Annotated in this window: 15 protein-coding genes and 1 tRNA gene; all 16 read right to left on the bottom strand. The window is 41.8% G+C overall.

What is annotated here, in order from left to right; translation table 11 throughout:
* Positions 1 to 143: 143 nt before the first annotated feature.
* The 16 genes from HGJ98_RS05865 to HGJ98_RS05790 all read right to left on the bottom strand — a co-directional run bounded on the left by HGJ98_RS05865 (position 144) and on the right by HGJ98_RS05790 (position 18,626).
* Positions 144 to 220: transfer RNA gene (locus tag HGJ98_RS05865), tRNA-Pro, on the bottom strand.
* 65 nt (positions 221 to 285) lie between these two features.
* Positions 286 to 1,692 (bottom strand): sigma 54-interacting transcriptional regulator, encoded by a 1,407-nt coding sequence (locus tag HGJ98_RS05860; RefSeq protein ID WP_291350125.1) that lies wholly within the window; start codon positions 1,690 to 1,692, stop codon positions 286 to 288.
* A 142-nt stretch (positions 1,693 to 1,834) separates the two neighbouring features.
* Entirely contained in the window at positions 1,835 to 3,175 is a 1,341-nt protein-coding gene (locus HGJ98_RS05855; RefSeq protein WP_291350124.1) for an acetyl-CoA hydrolase/transferase C-terminal domain-containing protein, read from the bottom strand.
* Positions 3,176 to 3,247: 72 nt separating this feature from the next.
* Positions 3,248 to 4,690: a sodium:solute symporter gene (locus tag HGJ98_RS05850; protein WP_291350123.1), complete on the bottom strand. Its 1,443-nt coding sequence runs from the start codon at positions 4,688 to 4,690 to the stop codon at positions 3,248 to 3,250.
* Positions 4,691 to 5,402: 712 nt separating this feature from the next.
* Entirely contained in the window at positions 5,403 to 6,599 is a 1,197-nt protein-coding gene (locus HGJ98_RS05845) for a thiolase family protein (RefSeq protein WP_291350122.1), read from the bottom strand.
* Between the two features lie 36 nt (positions 6,600 to 6,635).
* Positions 6,636 to 8,459, bottom strand: a complete 1,824-nt coding sequence (locus tag HGJ98_RS05840) for an acyl-CoA dehydrogenase (protein WP_291350121.1) — start codon at positions 8,457 to 8,459, stop codon at positions 6,636 to 6,638.
* Positions 8,460 to 8,589: 130 nt separating this feature from the next.
* Positions 8,590 to 9,783, bottom strand: a complete 1,194-nt coding sequence (locus HGJ98_RS05835) for a thiolase family protein (RefSeq protein ID WP_291350120.1) — start codon at positions 9,781 to 9,783, stop codon at positions 8,590 to 8,592.
* Between the two features lie 20 nt (positions 9,784 to 9,803).
* Entirely contained in the window at positions 9,804 to 10,952 is a 1,149-nt protein-coding gene (locus HGJ98_RS05830; RefSeq protein ID WP_291350119.1) for an acyl-CoA dehydrogenase family protein, read from the bottom strand.
* 60 nt (positions 10,953 to 11,012) lie between these two features.
* A complete protein-coding gene (locus tag HGJ98_RS05825; protein WP_291350118.1) occupies positions 11,013 to 11,879 on the bottom strand; it encodes a 3-hydroxyacyl-CoA dehydrogenase family protein in 867 nt (288 codons plus the stop codon).
* 22 nt (positions 11,880 to 11,901) lie between these two features.
* Positions 11,902 to 12,681: an enoyl-CoA hydratase-related protein gene (locus tag HGJ98_RS05820; protein ID WP_291350117.1), complete on the bottom strand. Its 780-nt coding sequence runs from the start codon at positions 12,679 to 12,681 to the stop codon at positions 11,902 to 11,904.
* Positions 12,682 to 13,035: 354 nt separating this feature from the next.
* On the bottom strand, positions 13,036 to 13,482 hold the full coding sequence (locus tag HGJ98_RS05815) for an ACT domain-containing protein (RefSeq protein ID WP_291350116.1): 447 nt from the start codon (positions 13,480 to 13,482) through the stop codon (positions 13,036 to 13,038).
* A 135-nt stretch (positions 13,483 to 13,617) separates the two neighbouring features.
* Entirely contained in the window at positions 13,618 to 14,490 is an 873-nt protein-coding gene (locus tag HGJ98_RS05810; RefSeq protein ID WP_291350115.1) for an enoyl-CoA hydratase-related protein, read from the bottom strand.
* A 301-nt stretch (positions 14,491 to 14,791) separates the two neighbouring features.
* On the bottom strand, positions 14,792 to 15,193 hold the full coding sequence (locus HGJ98_RS05805; protein WP_291350114.1) for a hypothetical protein: 402 nt from the start codon (positions 15,191 to 15,193) through the stop codon (positions 14,792 to 14,794).
* Between the two features lie 83 nt (positions 15,194 to 15,276).
* Positions 15,277 to 17,061 carry an acyl-CoA carboxylase subunit beta gene (locus HGJ98_RS05800; RefSeq protein ID WP_367142673.1) on the bottom strand — a complete coding sequence of 595 codons (1,785 nt, stop codon included), beginning with the start codon at positions 17,059 to 17,061 and terminating at the stop codon, positions 15,277 to 15,279.
* A 60-nt stretch (positions 17,062 to 17,121) separates the two neighbouring features.
* Positions 17,122 to 17,334: an acetyl-CoA carboxylase biotin carboxyl carrier protein subunit gene (locus HGJ98_RS05795; protein ID WP_291350113.1), complete on the bottom strand. Its 213-nt coding sequence runs from the start codon at positions 17,332 to 17,334 to the stop codon at positions 17,122 to 17,124.
* Between the two features lie 179 nt (positions 17,335 to 17,513).
* The gene (locus HGJ98_RS05790) at positions 17,514 to 18,626 is read right to left on the bottom strand and encodes a sodium ion-translocating decarboxylase subunit beta (protein WP_291350112.1); all 1,113 of its coding nucleotides are present in this window, start codon (positions 18,624 to 18,626) and stop codon (positions 17,514 to 17,516) included.
* Positions 18,627 to 18,640 lie beyond the last annotated feature (14 nt).

The following is an 18,640-nucleotide window of genomic DNA, read 5'->3' as shown; positions in this document are numbered from 1 at the left end:
GTTAATACTTAAAGGAATGCAAAAGAGCAAGTAGTCCACTTTGCCAGGCTTCTTGCTCTTTCAGATCGCCGCTCACTGCGGCCAGTTGTATAGCCGGGATGTTAGCGCATCCCGGTTTTTTTTAAAATAATATGCAATATATTTGGTCGGAGCGACATGATTTGAACATGCGACCTCTACCACCCCAAGGTAGCGCTCTACCAAGCTGAGCCACGCCCCGACTTACACCCTCTTCCGAAGGCTTTTATAGGATACCATATTACGTCTAAAATCGCAACCCTAAGTTTAATCGAAATCAATTATTCCATACTGATGCAACTTATTGTAAAAGGACTTTCTGGAAATTCCAAGGGCCTTCAATGCATCGGAACGGTTATTGTTGCAGGCGTCTAACGCCGATAAGATTACCTCCTTTTCAACACTGGCAACAATTTCTTTTATATCATAGGACTTTTCCTTAACATTCGAACGAATCTTTTTGGGAGTAATATGCGCTGGCAAATGATTAGATGTAATGACTTTACTGCCACAGACTATGCTTGCATGTTCTAGAACATTTTTTAGTTCCCGTATATTACCTGGCCACTCATAAGACTTGAGAATTCTTTCAACCTGGGGAGATAGAGTTAGCTCATGACCCACCTCTCTGGCAAACTGTTTAAGAAATGCTTTGGCCAATTCTAAAATGTCATCTCTTCTCTCACGTAATGGTGTCAGCATGAGAGGAACAATATTTATCCTATAATAGAGATCGCTTCTGAAAGTACCTTGCTCAATCATCTTTTCTAAATTCCTATTAGTAGCTGCAATTACCCGGATGTCAACTTTGATGGCCCTTGTACCGCCTATCCGTTCAAATTCTTTTTCTTGCAATATACGTAATAATTTAGCCTGCATGGTAAGACTCATATCCCCAATTTCGTCTAAAAAAATTGTCCCTCTATGTGCCAGCTCAAACTTACCGAGCTTGCCTCCCTTTTTAGCCCCAGTAAAAGCTCCATCTTCATATCCGAAAAGTTCGCTCTCTATTAAATCCTCTGGGATAGCAGCACAATTAACCTTAATCATAGGCATATTTTTACGTGTACTACTATTATGAACAATCCTAGCCAATACCTCTTTCCCTACGCCACTTTCGCCAAGGATTAACACCGTACTATCTGTTTTTGCTACCTTGGCTGCTAACCTCAAGGTTTCTTTCAAGCGACTGTTCCGCCCTATGTATTCTTCAAAGGAATTAGGTAGTCGTTCTTCCTGTTCTAACTGTTCTTTCAAATAGTCAGCAACACCCTTTGTTTGATCAAGCTCACGATTTAGTTCAACAACGTCATTAATATTTTTGAATATAGAGACACAACCAATGATTCTCTTGCCACTGTATAAAGGGAACGTACTTCCTACCACATTTATACTAAGAGAACTTAAATAACTTTGGCGGCAATAACTGGACTTGCCAGTACGAAGTACTTCGAGTGTCTTAGCTCCTGGTTCAATTTTGTCTAGCCTCCGTCCTAGTACTTTAGCAATAGGAACCCCTAAAATTTTCGCATATGCCTCGTTAGCGAACACAATGGTCGTATCGCAATCTATTACTAGAACAACATCATGAATATTATTAAGAATCTTGAATAATAATTCCGGATCCCATCTTGGAAAAAAGTCTGTTGTAACAGCGTGTACACTGCTAATCACATCTAATCCCTCATTTAATTTGTATCTTTTAATAATTATACAAGAGCGATGCAGTTATAGTAAAGAAAGTAATTCAAAAATTCTTATAATTAAAAGAAGGGCCCCTGTCTAATCTGACAATGACCCTTTAAAGAAATCTAAGTTAAGAGATTTTGTTGGTTCGTGTCCAGATCTTTTGAGCTTCGGCAGCTTTGATCAAATCTTCGCGGAAATCCGGATGGGCTAACTCAATCAACATTTCAGCTCGCCTAAAGGTTGATTTTCCAGTCAACTGAGCCTTACCATATTCTGTGACAATCGTGGGGGCGAAAGTTCTAGGGCAAGTAACGGCGGAGAAAGTCTTTATGCTAGGCACAATTCTAGATATTAACTTGCCACCCTTCGTGGTCGTCGAACTCATGCAAATAAAGGGTTTTCCTCCTTTGGACTGGAAGGCCCCCATGGTAAAATCTAATTGTCCGCCCGTCCCGGAGATTTGTTTAATTCCTGATGATTCTGAGCTTATTTGACCCAGCAGATCTATTTCAACTGTATTGTTAATAGTGATTTGTTTGTCATTAATCGCAATTCGTTTCGGATCATTTGTAATATCTACAGGGTAACTGGCAAAGGCCGGGTTCCTGTTGATAAAATCATAAAGCTCCTTCGTGCCCATGGCAAACGTAAAGACGGTTTTATACTTATCAATATTCTTCATTGATCCATTGACTTTGCCTTTTAATATTAGATCGATGTATGATGTAGTGGCCATTTCTGAGTGAATTCCTAGATTTTTCAGATCACTATCTGCTATCATTTTGGCTATTGTATTGGGCATGCCCCCTATCCCAAATTGCAAACAACTTCCGTCCTCTATCTCTTCAATTAATAATGAGGCTATGGCCCTTTCGGCTTCGGTTTCTGTCACAGATGCTGGTAGCACAGGCAGAGGATAGCTTTTTTCCACGATATAATCCACTTCAGAAATGTGTATACATTCCTGTTCACCACCTAAAACCCAAGGAACTTGGTCATTAACCTCCAGGATGATGGTTTTAGCTTTTTCGCAAATAGCCCGTGCATAAGATACTGAGGTACCAAAATTAAAGTATCCATTGTTGTCCGGGGGGGTTGTTTGAATCATTGCAACGTCGGGCGGATACGTGCTTCCATTGCGTAAGAGTGTAGGACTGGCGCTATAATTACCCGGTATATAATAGCAAAGTTCTTGCTCACCTAGTTTTCTTTCGTGCCCACTTAAATAGCCGCTCATATAGGTGAAACTCTTTTTCTCTGGATCGGCTGCACATATTTTAGGGGATACAGTAGCGCACACACTTCTAACCATTACATCACTTACCTCACCAACACGCTTGGATAAGGCTTCATCTAAGGCCTGGGGAAACATAGCAAAGTGACTCATAAAAACCCAATCACCGGATTTAACAACTTTAACTGCTTCTTCCGGGGAACGCAATTTACTTCTGTATTCATTTTCGTACAATTTTTTCTACCCCCTATTATATTTTTAAACCTATCTTTAGTTGGTTCGTTCCAGTATCCTAAGTTATAGAAATTATTGTGCTATTGTTGGTTTATTTGGTTCTTCTTCCTCAAGATCTAACTCTTTAAGAGCTAATAGATATTTGTCATGTCCATCTGCAATTGGTTTTTTAGCCATTAAAGTTAAGATTATTAGTATAGGAACTCCGACTGCTAGTGACGGATATAACGAGGTACAATAAGGGTTACCTGCAAAATGCCATACTGCTGCTACTGTCCCACCTAATAACATCGACCAGAATGCCGCCCTACTGTCAACACGTGGCCAAAATATGGCCACCAACAGCACTACGCCGGCCACAGCCCGAATCTGAAAAGCACCAGCCATCTGAGCAAGAATAGAGGTAGACTGCATGCCAAAGTAAGTAGCTATTAAACCTAGTGAAATGGTAAAAATCCTAGCCCATTTCATTTCCTCTTTTTCGGAAATACCCGGCTTAATAACACGAACCAAATCTTGAGTAATCATTGTAGTGCTTATTAGTAACAAAGCCGGAGCTGTAGACAGAATTGCCGCCAAAATACCCATTGATGCCATTGCAGCATAGACTGGACCCAACTGGTTGGCTACTACATAAAGAATGCTATTGGGACTTGCTGTAGGCAACAGAACCTTACCAGCCAGACCGATTAATGCTGGGAACAATGCAAAGATTAATACCAGTCCCGAAGCCCATAGAATACCATTTCTTGCGGCATTTTGGTTTTTGGCACCGAACAGAACCACCACCACAGTCGAAGCAGCAAAAAATGATAAAGAAGTACCCAATACCCACCCAATTACCGTCAGCATATCTGGCTGATTGAAAGCAAACATTTTTGCAGGAAGCACTGCTTGCATGTTATCAATACCCCCTGCAGCAGTAACAGCAACAACACATACTATTCCTAATCCTAAATACATTACAAAGGAGTGGAGAACATTCATCCAGGCTAGGCCTTTCATTCCTCCCGTTATAGCGAGAAAAATGAAAATTGCCCCAACGATCCATCCTATCATCATCTTATTTACGCCTAGAAGTGGGCCCAGTATTCCCGCCGCCGCTACCGGTTGTTGTGCAAATATTATCAAATAGACTGCAACCAGTATGAACATCATTACAGATCTGGTCTTAGCGTCAAACCTATGCATGTATATCTGGGGTACGGACATAGCTCCATACTTTTTAGAAAAAGAAAGATACATTTTACCTGCTAAATAAAATACCGCTAAACATCCAATGCTCATCCCCCAGTTCACCCAGACGGACGAGATTCCAATTTTATAAGCCGTAGCAGCGTTACCAACCGTCCCTGCACCAGCAATCAATTCGGCAAACAAAAGTGGAATAATCAGACCAACTGTTAAACCCTTTTTTGCTACAAAGAATTCTGCAACATTACTTTTCTGCCTTACCATATATATACCAATGCCTGCAGTTAAAGCAAAATATAACAATACAAACAAAGCAATCATTAGTATTCCTCCTTTTCTTTCAATTGTTAGTATCACTCACTCAAACTAATTATTAAGTTTTTAATTATAAAACAAAAACATAAGAATTTAACAAATTTTAGCTAAAACACAATCCCCCCTCTTACTGTCTCAAATTCCCAGTCTTTAAAACACCACCACCTCAATTACTTCTTAGGTAACGTCTTTCTATAAATAGTTGTTAAAAGATAATTAGGTAGAAACTGATATCTTTATCTAATACAAGAATCATGCCAATACTGTAGAATATTGAGAAAGTTTATATTCTACATAAAATATACACTATTCAGACAATATCGGAAACTAAAGATAAAGTTTCTGCCCTATTAATACTTAGAAGGCTAGTCTAAATGGATAGTTCTACTCCAATAACTATTACTATTGTGTAAATAGTAGACAACTTATCATCGTTAAGCAAAAACTTGTGTAAAAATTACACAAAACCATAAGTGCAATATAATAAGACTCTAGATTATCCTTTAATTAATTTTCCATTATTCTAATAATTAATGCTCTAGCAGAGTTAATTCTTTTAATTAAAGAAGTAAATTAACCATCATACCAGAATAATGGGGTGTACTGTATAAGCAAGGTACGATTTCTATCCTGATGTATTGTTTCTTTTTTACACAATGAAGGGCTTTTTGAAAGAAGGTTTTAAGGCACCCTGAATAGAGGGTGCCTTAAACATCCCTTAGAAAGGGCTGTCTCCGACCCACTCCCATACTGCTGCTACACCCTGTCCATGCCCAACGCACATTGACTCAACTGCATACTTGGCTCCATAATAGGGCATTTCGTGCATAATAGTTGTTGCTATCCGGGCACCTGTACACCCTAGCGGATGTCCCAGTGATATTCCGCTGCCGCGGGGATTCAGACGCGGATGATCCCTTATTCCTAATACTTCCGTACAGTAAACTGCCTGGGAGGCAAACGCTTCATTGATCTCCCATAAATCAATTTGATCGATGGTTAAACCCGCTTGTTTCAAGGCCAGAGGGATTGCAATACTAGGACCTATCCCCATATAAGCTGGGTCAACTCCAATGGCTTTATATCCGATCAGCTTCATCTTTGGCTTTAAGCCTAGTTCCTGGCATTTTTCCTTACTTGCAACTAACACCACTGCAGCTGCATCGTTCATCTGACTGGAGTTACCCGCTGTTACAGTCGCCAACTCATCGTTCAAAAAGACTGGTTCCAGTTTAGCTAGTGATTCCAAGGTCGTCTCTGGTCTAATTCCTTGATCCCTATCAACCACTATTTTCTTCGTAGACCCATCCTTCTGAGGGGCTTCTACTTCGATAGGAAGAATCTCATCCTTAAACAAGCCCTCCATTGTTGCTTTATGGGCCTTGGCATGGCTTTCATAAGCCATTAAATCTTGCTTTTCACGGCTAACTCCATACTTGCGGGCCACCATTTCAGCGGTCCAGCCCATGCTGCTTGCATTCTTATCTGTAAACTCATTGAAACGCGGGTTGGGAAGGTTTCCTGTTCCCATTGGCACATGAGTCATGTGTTGAACCCCACCGGCAATAATCAGCTCTGATCCCCAACCCATGTTAATTTCAGCAACGGCGTTGAAAATTGTTTGTACACCTGATGAACAGAAGCGATCAACGGTACAGCCCGGTACACTGTAAGGAAACCCCGCCATAATCGTGGCATAGCGACCAATATTTCCCGCCATGTCATTGATAAGTGCTGTTCCGCCCATTATAACCCCGTCGAGTTCTTCTTTTTTGTCCTCCAGCCCGGCTCTAAGCATCAATTCATTCATCACTAATGCAGCCATATCATCTGCTCTTAAGTTAGTAAACCAAGAGGATTTACCCGCCTTGGCTATGCCAGTTCGAACACTTTCGACCAAATAGATTTCTCTCATCTAATTCCCTCCGGATCCTATTTCTTCTAAATTAAATCAACCGACAATCAAGACTTCTTCTGGAACTTCAAGGACAGTATCATCGGCATTTTTGATGATTTCAGCGATAGTGAACACATTGGGTAACGTGTTGTTAATATAGTAACGGGCGCTGGCCACTTTACCTTTGTAAAAGTTAAAATCAAAATGGTCTTCACTTAATCCGGCCAGGTTCTTACTCGCCACAACTGCCTGGTCCATCAAACACATAGCCACGAATAATTGGGCAAAAACGAACAAGGTTCTCAGAGCATATAAATTGATCAATTCACGTTTTTCTTCCTTTTCTGCTTGCCAGGATCCGATAGTCTGCCAAACTTCTTCCGCAGCTTGGTAGGCTCTTGCGAGAGTTCCAAATTCCTTTTCAAGCCCTGCAGCGTTTTTATTTGAGTCTATGAAATCCTTGATACTTCCCATCCACTTCTTGAAAGGTTCGCCGTTCTTCATGGTCATTTTTCGCCCTACAAGATCGTTAGCATGAATAAAAGAGGTACCTTCCCAGATGGTCAATATCTTTGAGTCTCTCATATATTGCTCAACAGGATACTCCTTAGTGTAGCCAACACCACCTAAGCATTGAATAGCCTCAGCAGTCATCAAAGCTGCAGTTTCACTACCATAGCATTTAATCAGAGGAGTCAATATGGCAGCTATATCTGCACACTCCTTGGCTTTTTCCTTATCCTTAGAGTTATTGGTCACATCCAGGTAATAAAATCCTTTATAAATCATAGCTCTTATACCTTCGGTATGAGCTTTCATGTCCATAAGCATCCTTCTTACATCCGCATGCTTAATGATGGGTACTCTCTCACCTTTGATATAGCCCTGAATGCGGTCGGAGGTGTATTGAGATGCTAAAGCATAGGCCTCAGACGCTTGATTATTGGCATTATGCCCGGTGCCAATACGGGATTCGTTCATCATGTTAAACATCATGGCCAATCCTTTGGATCGACCCATTTCATCAGGTGCTGATCCCAACATAATTCCATAGCATTCGTCATTTTCCCCAAAATTCAACATACAAGTTGCTGAACCATTAAGTCCCATCTTATGTTCGACTGCAATGGTGGTAACATCGTTGGGCTTTCCAAGACTGCCATCTTCATTAACCCAGATCTTAGGTACAATATAGAGACCCAAGCCGGCAGAGCCTTTTGTTCCCTGGGGCGGGCGTGCAAGTACCATATGAATGGTGTTCTCACAGATTGAACCGTCTCCGGCAGTAATAAACATTTTAGTCCCTTTAATTTTCCAAATTCTTGGGTCTTCAGTTGGATATGATTTTGTCAACGCATCTCCCACATCCGAGCCGGCTGAGGGTTCTGTTAAATTCATAGTTCCCTGCCAATCCCCACTAAACATCTTAGGCAAAAATCTTGATTTATCAGCCTCGGTTCCGAAATCAATGATAAGATTAGCTGCGCCGGTAGTAAGCTTGACGTTTGAGCCCATAGCGGGACAAGCTGCCACCATTGGTTCATTAGCAGCTTTGAACAACATTAATGGCATTCCGCCCTCGATTTCGGTGCACTCGCTGCTGGAACCCCAACCATTTTTCTGGATAAATTGAAAGACTTCTTTATATCCCGGAGGACTGGTAACCACTCCGTTTTCGAACTTAACCGGATTCTTGTCTCCTTGGGCATTAATAGGGCTTACGACCTCACGGGCCACTTTATAAGCTTCGGTTAGAATCGAATCAACATCATCGATACTGTATAAATCTTTGAAGCGGTCAAAATTTAACACTTCTTCAGTAGGCAGCCACTCTTTTAAAATAAACTTCAAGTCACGCATATTGTATCTATATTCCAATTTAAACTCCTCCCAATTTACCCGTACATCTATTTCAATTTAAACTATATTCATTTAATTAATAATGTTCAGAAATTGTAACGTGGACTTTTTGGATTCAAGGACTCAGGCGTGAGTTCTCTCCTTGTATCTAGAAAGCCAAGTTCTCAACAATGGTTGAAATGCCTTGACCACCACCGATACACATGGTTGCTAAACCATATCTCTTTCCAGTGCGCCTCAATTCATTGATTAACTTGATTAAAATAATCGCGCCGGTTGCACCCAAAGGATGTCCCAGAGCTATAGCGCCTCCATTAACGTTGGTTTTTGCTAGATCAAGTCCTAGCTCTTTGACCACAGCTAAAGACTGAGCTGCGAAGGCCTCATTCAACTCAATCAAATCAATCTGATCTAGAGTTAATCCAGCCATTTTAAGCGCTGCTTGCGTTGCCGGAACAGGTCCGATGCCCATGTATTGAGGAGGTACGCCTTTGGCTCCTATACCAATAATTTTAGCAATAGGTTTCACCCCAAATGTTTGTGCTTTTTCAGGGGTTGTTATCATCACAACTGCAGCTCCATCATTGCGCCCGCTTGAATTGCCCGCCGTCACCGTTCCGCCTTCTTTGAAGACAGGGGCCAATTCTTCTAACTGTGCCATACTGGTTGAACGTGGATGCTCATCGGTATCGAATAATTTAACCGTCTTTTTCTCTTTTACTTCGTAAGGGACAATTTCGCTTTTGAACAACCCTGTCTCAATAGCGTGCAAAGCCCGTTCTTGACTCTGTAATGAAAATTCATCTTGTTCTTGGCGACTAATATTATACTTTACCGCCAAGTTCTCTGCCGTCATTCCCATGGTTAAATGTCCATACTGTTCAATAGGCTGGCAACGAGGTTGACTCTCCGTATTAGAATCAAGAATTTCTGCATTTCCCATCCTATATCCGTAACGTGCGTTCCTCAGGTAGTACGGAGCAGTACTCATGCTTTCTGCGCCACCTGCCAAAATTAGTTCTGAAATCCCCGACCAAATTGACGCAACAGCATTATTAACGGCAGTTAGCGCGGATCCACACTGACGATGTACTGTGTAAGCTGGTACGTCTTCAGGCATTCCTGCTCTCAATAATGATAAACGGGCTACATTAGGATTGTCGGAACTTTGTTTGGTATGACCTAAGATAACCTCGTCTACCGTCTGACCCGGAATACCACTGCGACTAAGTACTTCTCGGATCACCTTTGCCGCCAAAAAATCTACTTCAACTTGTTTTAACGTACCACCTACTCTTCCAATAGCAGTACGTACGCCCTCAACAATAACTGCCTCTTGCATCAGCCTTACCCTCCTTAAATTTATAATGCGAATTCTTTTCTCAATTGACCAGCAATAATATTGCGTTGAATTTCTGAAGTTCCTTCATAAATACGAGCAATTCGTGCATCGCGATAGTATCGTTCCACTTCGCACTCTCGCATATATCCCATACCGCCATGGATCTGAACCGCTAAATCAGCTACCCGGCCATACACTTCCGAACCAAAGGCTTTCACGATAGCCGCCTCTTTGATCACTTTCTCTCCCCGATCAATTTTGCGAGCTACATCATAGGTTAAGCTTTTCAATGCTTCGATTTCAATCGCCATATTTGCTAAATAGTGTTGAATAATCTGGTTTTCAAAGATTGGTTTGCCAAATTGTATACGTTGTAATGAATATCTCATACTTATTTCCAATAGTTTCTCACAAGAACCTAGATTTCTAGCTGCCAGACCAGCCCTTCCATTGGCCAGAATTCTAAGAGCATTGACATATCCCTGCCCCAGCTCACCAAGGACGTTCTCTACAGGCACCTCACAGTCTTCAAAGATAAGCTCTGCCGTTTGAGAACCGTGTAATCCCATTTTCCTCTCGTTTTTGCCTACTGTAAAACCTTTAAAGTTACGTTCAACGAGGAACGACGTAATTCCCTTACTTCCCTTGCTCTTATCCGTCACAGCCATTACTGTAAATATGCCTGCAATATCACCGTTTGTAATGAACTGTTTAGTACCATTTAGGATATACTTGTTTCCCTTTAATACAGCTGTTGTCTTCAAACCACCAGGGTCTGAACCGGCAGACGCCTCTGTCAGGGCAAATGCCCCAATTAATCTTCCTGAAGCTATTTTCGGCAAGTAGCGCTGTTTTTGCTCTTCATTGCCACACTCCACAATTCCTACGCTGCCAATCCCATTGTGACAACCGATGACTGATGTAAAGCAATTCGGGCCACGACCTAATTCTTCATAAATCATCACTTTACCGACCATTCCCGCACCCAAGCCGTCATACTCTTGAGGTGTGCTCAGTCCAAACAAGCCAATTTCTGCAGCCTTGTCGAGCAAGCTCTGTGGGATTTTGTCCTCTTCTTCCATCTGTTCGGCTAAGGGCTCAACTTCCTTAGCCATGAAGGTGCGTACCGTTTGTTTGATAATGTTAAGCTCTTCTTGAGTTACTTCCACCAAATCACCTCCTACCTTGTTTTCGACTAAAGATTTAGCTAACCAGTAAGATCATACGTTTTATTCGTAGGAGTAAAAGCCTTTTTTTGTTTTCTTGCCCCATTCTCCCTTTATAAATTTCTCAATTACCAAGGGTGAAGGCTTAAGTTTTGGATCACCACTATTTTGGTAACGTTCCATAGTACGGTAGTAGGTAAGATCAATGCCGGTTAAATCCATTAAACGGAAGGGGCCCATGGGATGACCCAGAGCATTTGTTACGGCAATATCAATCTCTTCTGGGGTGGCAATACCCATTTCGGCTAGAAACAATGCTTCTTGAGAAAGTGCAGACAATATCCTGTTAACTAGGAAACCATAAATTTCTTTCTTGAGCCAAACTGCAATTTTACCAAGTTTAGCACTCAATTCCATGGTTATTTGGGCAGTTTCTTCAGAAGTATGAGGTCCTTGCACGACTTCAACCAATTTCATGACCAAAGCCGGGTTAAAGAAGTGCATGTTGCAAACCTTATCCGGACGCTTCGTAGCATCAGCTACTTGTGAGCTAACAATATAGGAGCTGTTAGTGGCTAAGATTGCATGGGGAGGTGCAATTCTATCTAAATCAGCAAAGAGCTTTCGCTTAATAGCCATTTTCTCAACGGCAGCCTCGATTATATAATCAGCTCTTCCAGCTGCTTCCTCTAAGCTCGGAGTAAAACGAAGATTGCCTAACGCCATGTCTGCCTGTTCCTGGGTCAGTTTCCCTTTAGTAACCCGCTCAGGCAAATAGGATTTTGCAAAGGCTTCTGCTTTATCCAACATTTCTTGGCTAATATCTGTGCAGGTCACTGTATATCCAGCCAAGGCACAACATACAGCTATTTGGTGCCCCATGTTGCCAGCACCTACAATGCAAATATTTTTTATATCTTCTATGTTCATTTTTTTACCTCCTCATTTGGCCCTATTTACCTTTAAAATTTGGTCTGCGTTTTTCAATAAAGGCTGTCATACCTTCTTTTTGATCCTCTGTTGCAAACAATAATGAAAAGCATTTGTGCTCATAATTCAAGCCCTTTTCCAACTCCATCTGTAGTCCTTCATTGATACAGGCTTTTGCTAACTGCAAAGCGATAGCTCCACGGGCTGCAAACTTCTTTGCCAATTTTTTAGCTTCCGACATTAAGTCAGAAACAGGCACGACCTTATTGACAAGACCAATTCTCCATGCTTCCTCTGCACTAATAATATCCCCACTGAAAATGAGTTCCTTTGCCTTTGCGGGACCTATAAGTCTTGGAAGACGCTGGGTTCCGCCTCCTCCCGGCAATATACCCAGCTTTATTTCTGGAAAGCCAAATTGCGAAGTGTCAGCAGCAATTCGCACGTCCGCCGTCAACGTTAGTTCACATCCGCCCCCCAAGGCATAGCCAGCAATGGCAGCGATGACCGGCTTTTTCATATTTTCTAACAGATGGAAGGCTTTTCTTGAGGGTCTGATACTTGTAGCTACATCTACTGCACTTAGGGTGGCAAGCTGTTTTACGTCTGCCCCTGCAGCAAATACCTTTTCACCCCCCGTTATAATTACAGCACGAACTGAATCATCATTTTCTAAAGTTGATGTCACCTCGGCTAATTCCAAAAAAACTTGAGAATTCAGGGCATTAAGTATTTCCGGACGGTTGAGAGTGACTATAGCGATTCCATCTTCAATCTCTACAATAACTGTTTCGTAGTTCAATTCCATTCACTCCTATCAGCTATTTACTTAACCAGGATCCGTTTCACCTCCGCCCCTTCACAATTGTTTAAATTAAAAAAATAGTTAGAATATACTAGTGCAATATTCATGCCAATTGGCAGCTACTAGTTTTAGGGGGATTTCCATACTCTACCGTTGTAATGTTTAAAAAAGAGTTGAAACTTACTAACGACAACTTTTAATAAAATTAAAAAAAGCATCTCCTTAGGAGGTGCTTTTTACTTTTAAAGTAAAGTTAATTCATTTAGTTAGTTCATTTCTTATAACTTATTACAAAGTTCTTTGCATATTTCCCACTGCTCTCTTTTTTTAATTAGACGTAAAATTAGGACCCTAAGTTTGACCAATTACTTCAATCTTACGTACTCCAATTATTTCCCCAAGCCCAGCCAAGAGGTTCTCTGGTGTGTCTGCCATTCCAGCGGTTTCAATAGATATCGAGACGTTGGCAACTCCTTGGAGAGGAATCCCTTGATTGATGGTCAGAACATTCCCTTTGAGCGAGGCGATGAAGTTAAGTACGTGAGAAAGCACTCCTGCTTTGTTCTCTAGAATTAAGGAAATCGTAATGATCCTCTCATGGCTAGCCTCGTAAAAAGGAAACACGCCATCCTTATATTTGTAATAGGCGCTTCGGCTAAGCCCTACACGCTCCACAGCATCATTAATCGTATTGGTATCCCCTTTTGCAAGGAGTTCTTTTACCAGGGCAGTTTTTAAAATAGCCTCGGGCAAAATACTCTTACTGACAATTAGAAAATCATTGGTCTTGCCAGCCACCAAATCGCTCCTATCTATTTCTAGATTAATCCTCTTCCTGTTTCATTATATGATGATTTAGTTGAGTATTGCAAGAATGACACCCGTTGTCACACTGTTGTTGATGTTTTTAGTTGAACCCTCTTATAAACGAGTTTACTGGCCTGTAAATATTGGTTTGCGTTTTTCCTTTAGCGCATTTATTCCTTCTTTATGATCTGACATTTCGGAAACAATCGCCATTTGAGAAGAAATAAGATCTAACGCTGTCCGTAAGTCATTCGTTCGTTGTGCAGAATAAACGGCTCTTTTAATCATTTGTACGCATACTGGAGGAGAGTCGGCAATTTTTTTAGCCATCTCCAAAGTAGCTTGTTCTAATTCTAAAGCTGGAACTACTTTGTTAACCATACCTATCTTTTCTGCTACAGAAGCTGAGATAAAGTCTCCCGTCCATAAGATTTCTAAAGCTTTAGCGACTCCAACTAAACGTGGCAGATAAAAGGCTCCGCCATCCCCCGGAACAATGCCTGCGTTGACATAACCGGCGGAAAGCTGAGCATCGTCTGCTGCTACTCTGATATCGCACATTAAAGCCATATCAAGGCCTGCACCGATAGCCATTCCATTGATGCCACAAATTACTGGTTTATCCATCGCTTCAAGGGTTAGAGCAATTTTATGAATATGATTTGTCAGAGATCGTTTACGATCGATGGCTTTATCTCCCCAGGTCTCACTATGATCGTCGCCCCCGATGAACCCTTTTCCTTCAATCATAGCGTCGATATCCCCACCAGCAGAAAAGGCCTTGCCATTAGCAGTTAGTACGATTACCCGAATGGATGGATCCTCTTGTGCATCTTGCAGCGCTTCAGACCATTTACGGATCATCGGCAAAGAAAATGCATTATATTTCTCTGGTCTATTCAAGATAATCCTTGCTATAAAACCTTCTTTCTGATAAAGCAAGTGACTATTCTGTTCTTTTCCAGGGGTTACGGACTTCAAACAAACCCGTCTTTCCATTGATTTACATCTCCGTTCATGTGCACTTAATATACAAATTACTTCCGCTCATTGACTTAGAATATATTAACCATTTGAATAAATCAAGCATTTGTGCCTCAACACTGCCCTGGAAATAAGTCTAGGTTAATGTCATCCTTGCGAAGGATCTAGATCCTTCAGTCGTTCCTCCTTCAGGATGACATGGCGCTTAAGTTGCTTTTATATCAATGATAAAAAAGACGCTAGATACTCACAAAGTGCGTTCTAACGTCTATAATTCATAACTAAGTTAATTCCATCAACTTAATAAACCAACAACTTACTTAAGTTGTAGATGCGAGCTCATAGATATTGCTGGTATTTTACGAAACTTTCTACTTATTTTCCCCTCTTCACCGACTAAGGTGTTAAAGGGACCGAGCTGTTCATCCCTCTGAAAAGGAAACCATCCTTGATTGCAGTCCAAACAGATACATTCAGTTCTGTTATAACCGACAAAACCAAAGACAGGACCAAGTGGACCGCAAACACAGGTGGCTAATAACGCCCGCATAAAGGCATAACCATATTTATGATAGACATAGTTTTCCGTCTTACAGGTTGGACATCGGCTATAAATTCCTGGAGCCCCAACCCCACAGTGCGAACAATGGTAGGCATTCTCTAAGACGGTGTTACCACAAGCCCTGCAATTTAGTTCTTTGCTTGTCACTTGGTACATACCAAACAACTCCTTTTTCACTCGATCCCCGCCAAAAAGATTTGAGTACGCGCAAAATTCTGTTTATCTCGAGTACTAAAATCTTAAGTTTCTCTTACGGTACATTTATTTACATAGACATCCATATGATCCTTTATGACTCTTGGAGTTATTAATTGATGTACTGGGCAAATCGATTTGGGATTTTGATATACTCCCCCTACGAAGGCCTTTATATAGTTACGTAAGGCAGACATTTTGACAATCTCATCCACAAAACCCTTCTTAGCACAGTAGGCTGGTCTAGATTTCTCACTGTAAGCCTTAATTAAGTCATTCATCTTAGCAATGGTACCATCCAACGATTTACCACTATCCTGGTCTTTTACCAATCTACGTGAATACATTGCCGCAGCAGCAGTTTCACCGTGCATGACATTGATCTCAGTTGCTGCAGTACCAATACTGAAAGCATTGGTTTTACCCCCTTGGGGTCCACCTAGTACATAGTGAGCAGCAGCGGTACCCTTTCTGAGGGTGATTTCCATTTGAGGAACATCCGTGTTTTGGATGGAGTAAATTAGTGACTGTCCTAAGCCTAACAATTCGGCGGATTCTGCAATATCCCCAACATCGATACCCGTAGTATCCTGAATCCAAACAATAGGCAATTTATCTCGGTTACAGAGGGTAACAAATTCACTCATTTTGATTAAACCCTGGTGATAGAGCTTACCGCCAATCCCAATATACTCTTTAGTGTATTCTGGATAATTCTTTAAAACCCCCTGTTTGTTAGCAACGAAACCGCAAAGCAAACCATCGATTTTGGCGATACCAGTATACATTTCTAAACCATAGTCTGGCTTATATTCGGAGTGCTCACTGTTATCAAAGAGGCGAGCTAATACGTCATATATTTCGTATCCTCTTCTTTGATTTGCAGGAACGATACTATAGAGGTCTTCGCCAGCAAATTTAGGTTCGGCCGGATCAGCCACTCTAAAGAACTCCGGATTGTAGGCAGGCAGAGCTCCAACGTATTTTTTGATCTTGTCCAGAACACCTTCTTCAGTTTCAGCTACTTCACGAAAAAAGCCTGTAACGCCATGGTGAATTTCAACTCTCCCTGGGGGCGCAGATTTAAATTGACGGGTAGCATCAATCAATGACTGGGCCGCTTCTTCATCGATATATCCCTTTGGACTCATGCCACCGACGATACCAGCGCCACCGACAGCCATGTTAGCTTTTTGATGAGCGATCAAAATGGTGGGGCTGATGCTGTGATATCCGCCGCCAGCTGGATTGGTTCCGTAGATGCCGACGATAATCGGCAGGCCTAACTGTTCCAGCTCATTATGTCTATAGAAGGGAGTTCCTCCTCCGATACGATTGGCGTAGACTTCTTCCTGGTGACTCAGTTTTACACCACTACAGTTTAATATCCATACTAAGGGAAGATTCATTCTCTTAGCTATGTCGGTCACTCTTGTAATATTATCAGCCTGTCCGGGAATCCAAGCACCTGCCAAGTATTTATTATCCGAAGCGATAACCACTACCCATTTGCCGTTCACTTTGCCGAGTCCGTCGATAACCCCAGTCGTACCCTCTTCGTTGGAGGTAGGATCATAAATGGTATGGAGCGGGCACCAAGTGCCGGGTTCGACTAAGTATTCAATACGCTGCCAGGCAGTCCATTCTCCACCGGCGTTAACCTTTTCGCTTGGTTTTCCACCAGCCTTAATCCGATCCACCTCAGCATCTATTTCAGCTTCAACTGCCAATAGTTCCTCGGAGTTTTTTGTATTGACCTTTTTCAATGCCTTACCCAGATCATCCATCTTTTTGAAATATCTAGGCATGGAATATTCGAATTCACTCACCACCAACCACTCCTTCGTTTAACTTCCCAAGTCCCTGTTCTACTTTACATTTTATTGAAACTATTCTAATGAAACTAATATATCCCCTTCCTCGACTTGCTGACCTTCTTTAACTAGGATTTCTTTTACTACGCCATCTTCGGGTGCAAATACGGGATTTTCCATCTTCAAAGCTTCGAGAATAATTACTTCATCATCTTCAGCAATAGCGTCCCCCACCTTAACCAGAACCTTCCAAACCTTACCTGCCATTGGACTTTCAATGTTAGCCATTTAAAATTCCTCCTTAAAAAATAATTTCATTTTTTATACTAAAGTTAAGAAATTACCCTCTGCACCCAATTATCTTTATCCTATTTGCCTATCGGCTTTAGATGCAGTTACCTCGCTTGTTAAACATATAAAATGTTTGAACTTTTGGATAACCTTAACCTCAGGAACAACGATTAAGTTCACTTCAATACACTGAGGAACATACCTGCTGCTACGGCAGTACCAATAACACCAGCGACGTTAGGACCCATAGCATGCATCAAGAGATAGTTCTTCTTATCTGCTTCCGAACCCACTTTATGAACTACTCGGGCTGCCATAGGAACAGCTGAAACACCTGCTGCACCAATTAATGGATTGATTTTTTCTTTTAGGAACAGGTTCAATAGGTGTGCTAACCCTACGCCACAAGCAGCGGCGCAAGCAAAGGCGACCATACCGAGGGCAAATACACCAATAACCTTAGTTGTCAAAAACACTTCTGCTGGCATAGTTGCACCCACGGATATTCCTAAAAATATGGTGACTATATTCATCAATTCATTCTGAGCTGTAAGACTTAGACGTTCAACCACACCAGATTCTCTCATTAGATTACCGAAACAAAACATACCCATCAGGGCTGCGGCATCCGGGACAATTAGGATAATGACTATCACAGTAATAATAGGGAAGAATATCTTTTCAAGTTTGGATACTTTACGTAAGGATTTCATGCGGATCTTCCGCTGTTCTTCCGTGGTAAGTAATTTCATCACCGGTGGTAGAATTACCGGTACCAGAGCCATGTAGGAATAGGCAGCTACTGCGCAGATACCCATTATTTCTGGAGCAAGCTTAGACGCTAGAAAAATAGTGGTCGGTCCGTCTGCGCCCCCGATAATTCCGATGACCGCCGCCTGATCAATATTGAAGCCCAAAGCCAGAGCCCCAAAGAAGGTAACATATACTCCACCCTGAGCGCCTGCACCCAGAAGCAAGGTCTTGGGATTGGCGATAACCGGGCCAAAATCCGTCATTGCTCCAATGCCCAAGAAGATCAGGGGAGGAATGATTGCCCACTCTTCGCCATAATGGTAGAAACGCCAGAGTAGTCCTTGATTTGGCGTCATGATATCCGAGGGAAGGTTAACCAAAAGAATACCAAAGGCTATTGGTAATAAAAGCAGGGGTTCAAAACCCTTTTTAATAGCTAGAAAAATAAATATAAAGGCTATGGCCCACATGACAAAATTACCCCAGTAGAGGTTATCGAAGGCCATTGATGTCCACATGCTTTGAAATAACTCCATGTTCGATACTCCTC

It is taken from the genome of Desulfosporosinus sp. (assembly GCF_014237355.1).
In the GTDB taxonomy this organism is placed as follows: Bacteria; Bacillota; Desulfitobacteriia; order Desulfitobacteriales; family Desulfitobacteriaceae; genus Desulfosporosinus.
This window is presented reverse-complemented; position numbering and strand designations above follow the sequence as displayed.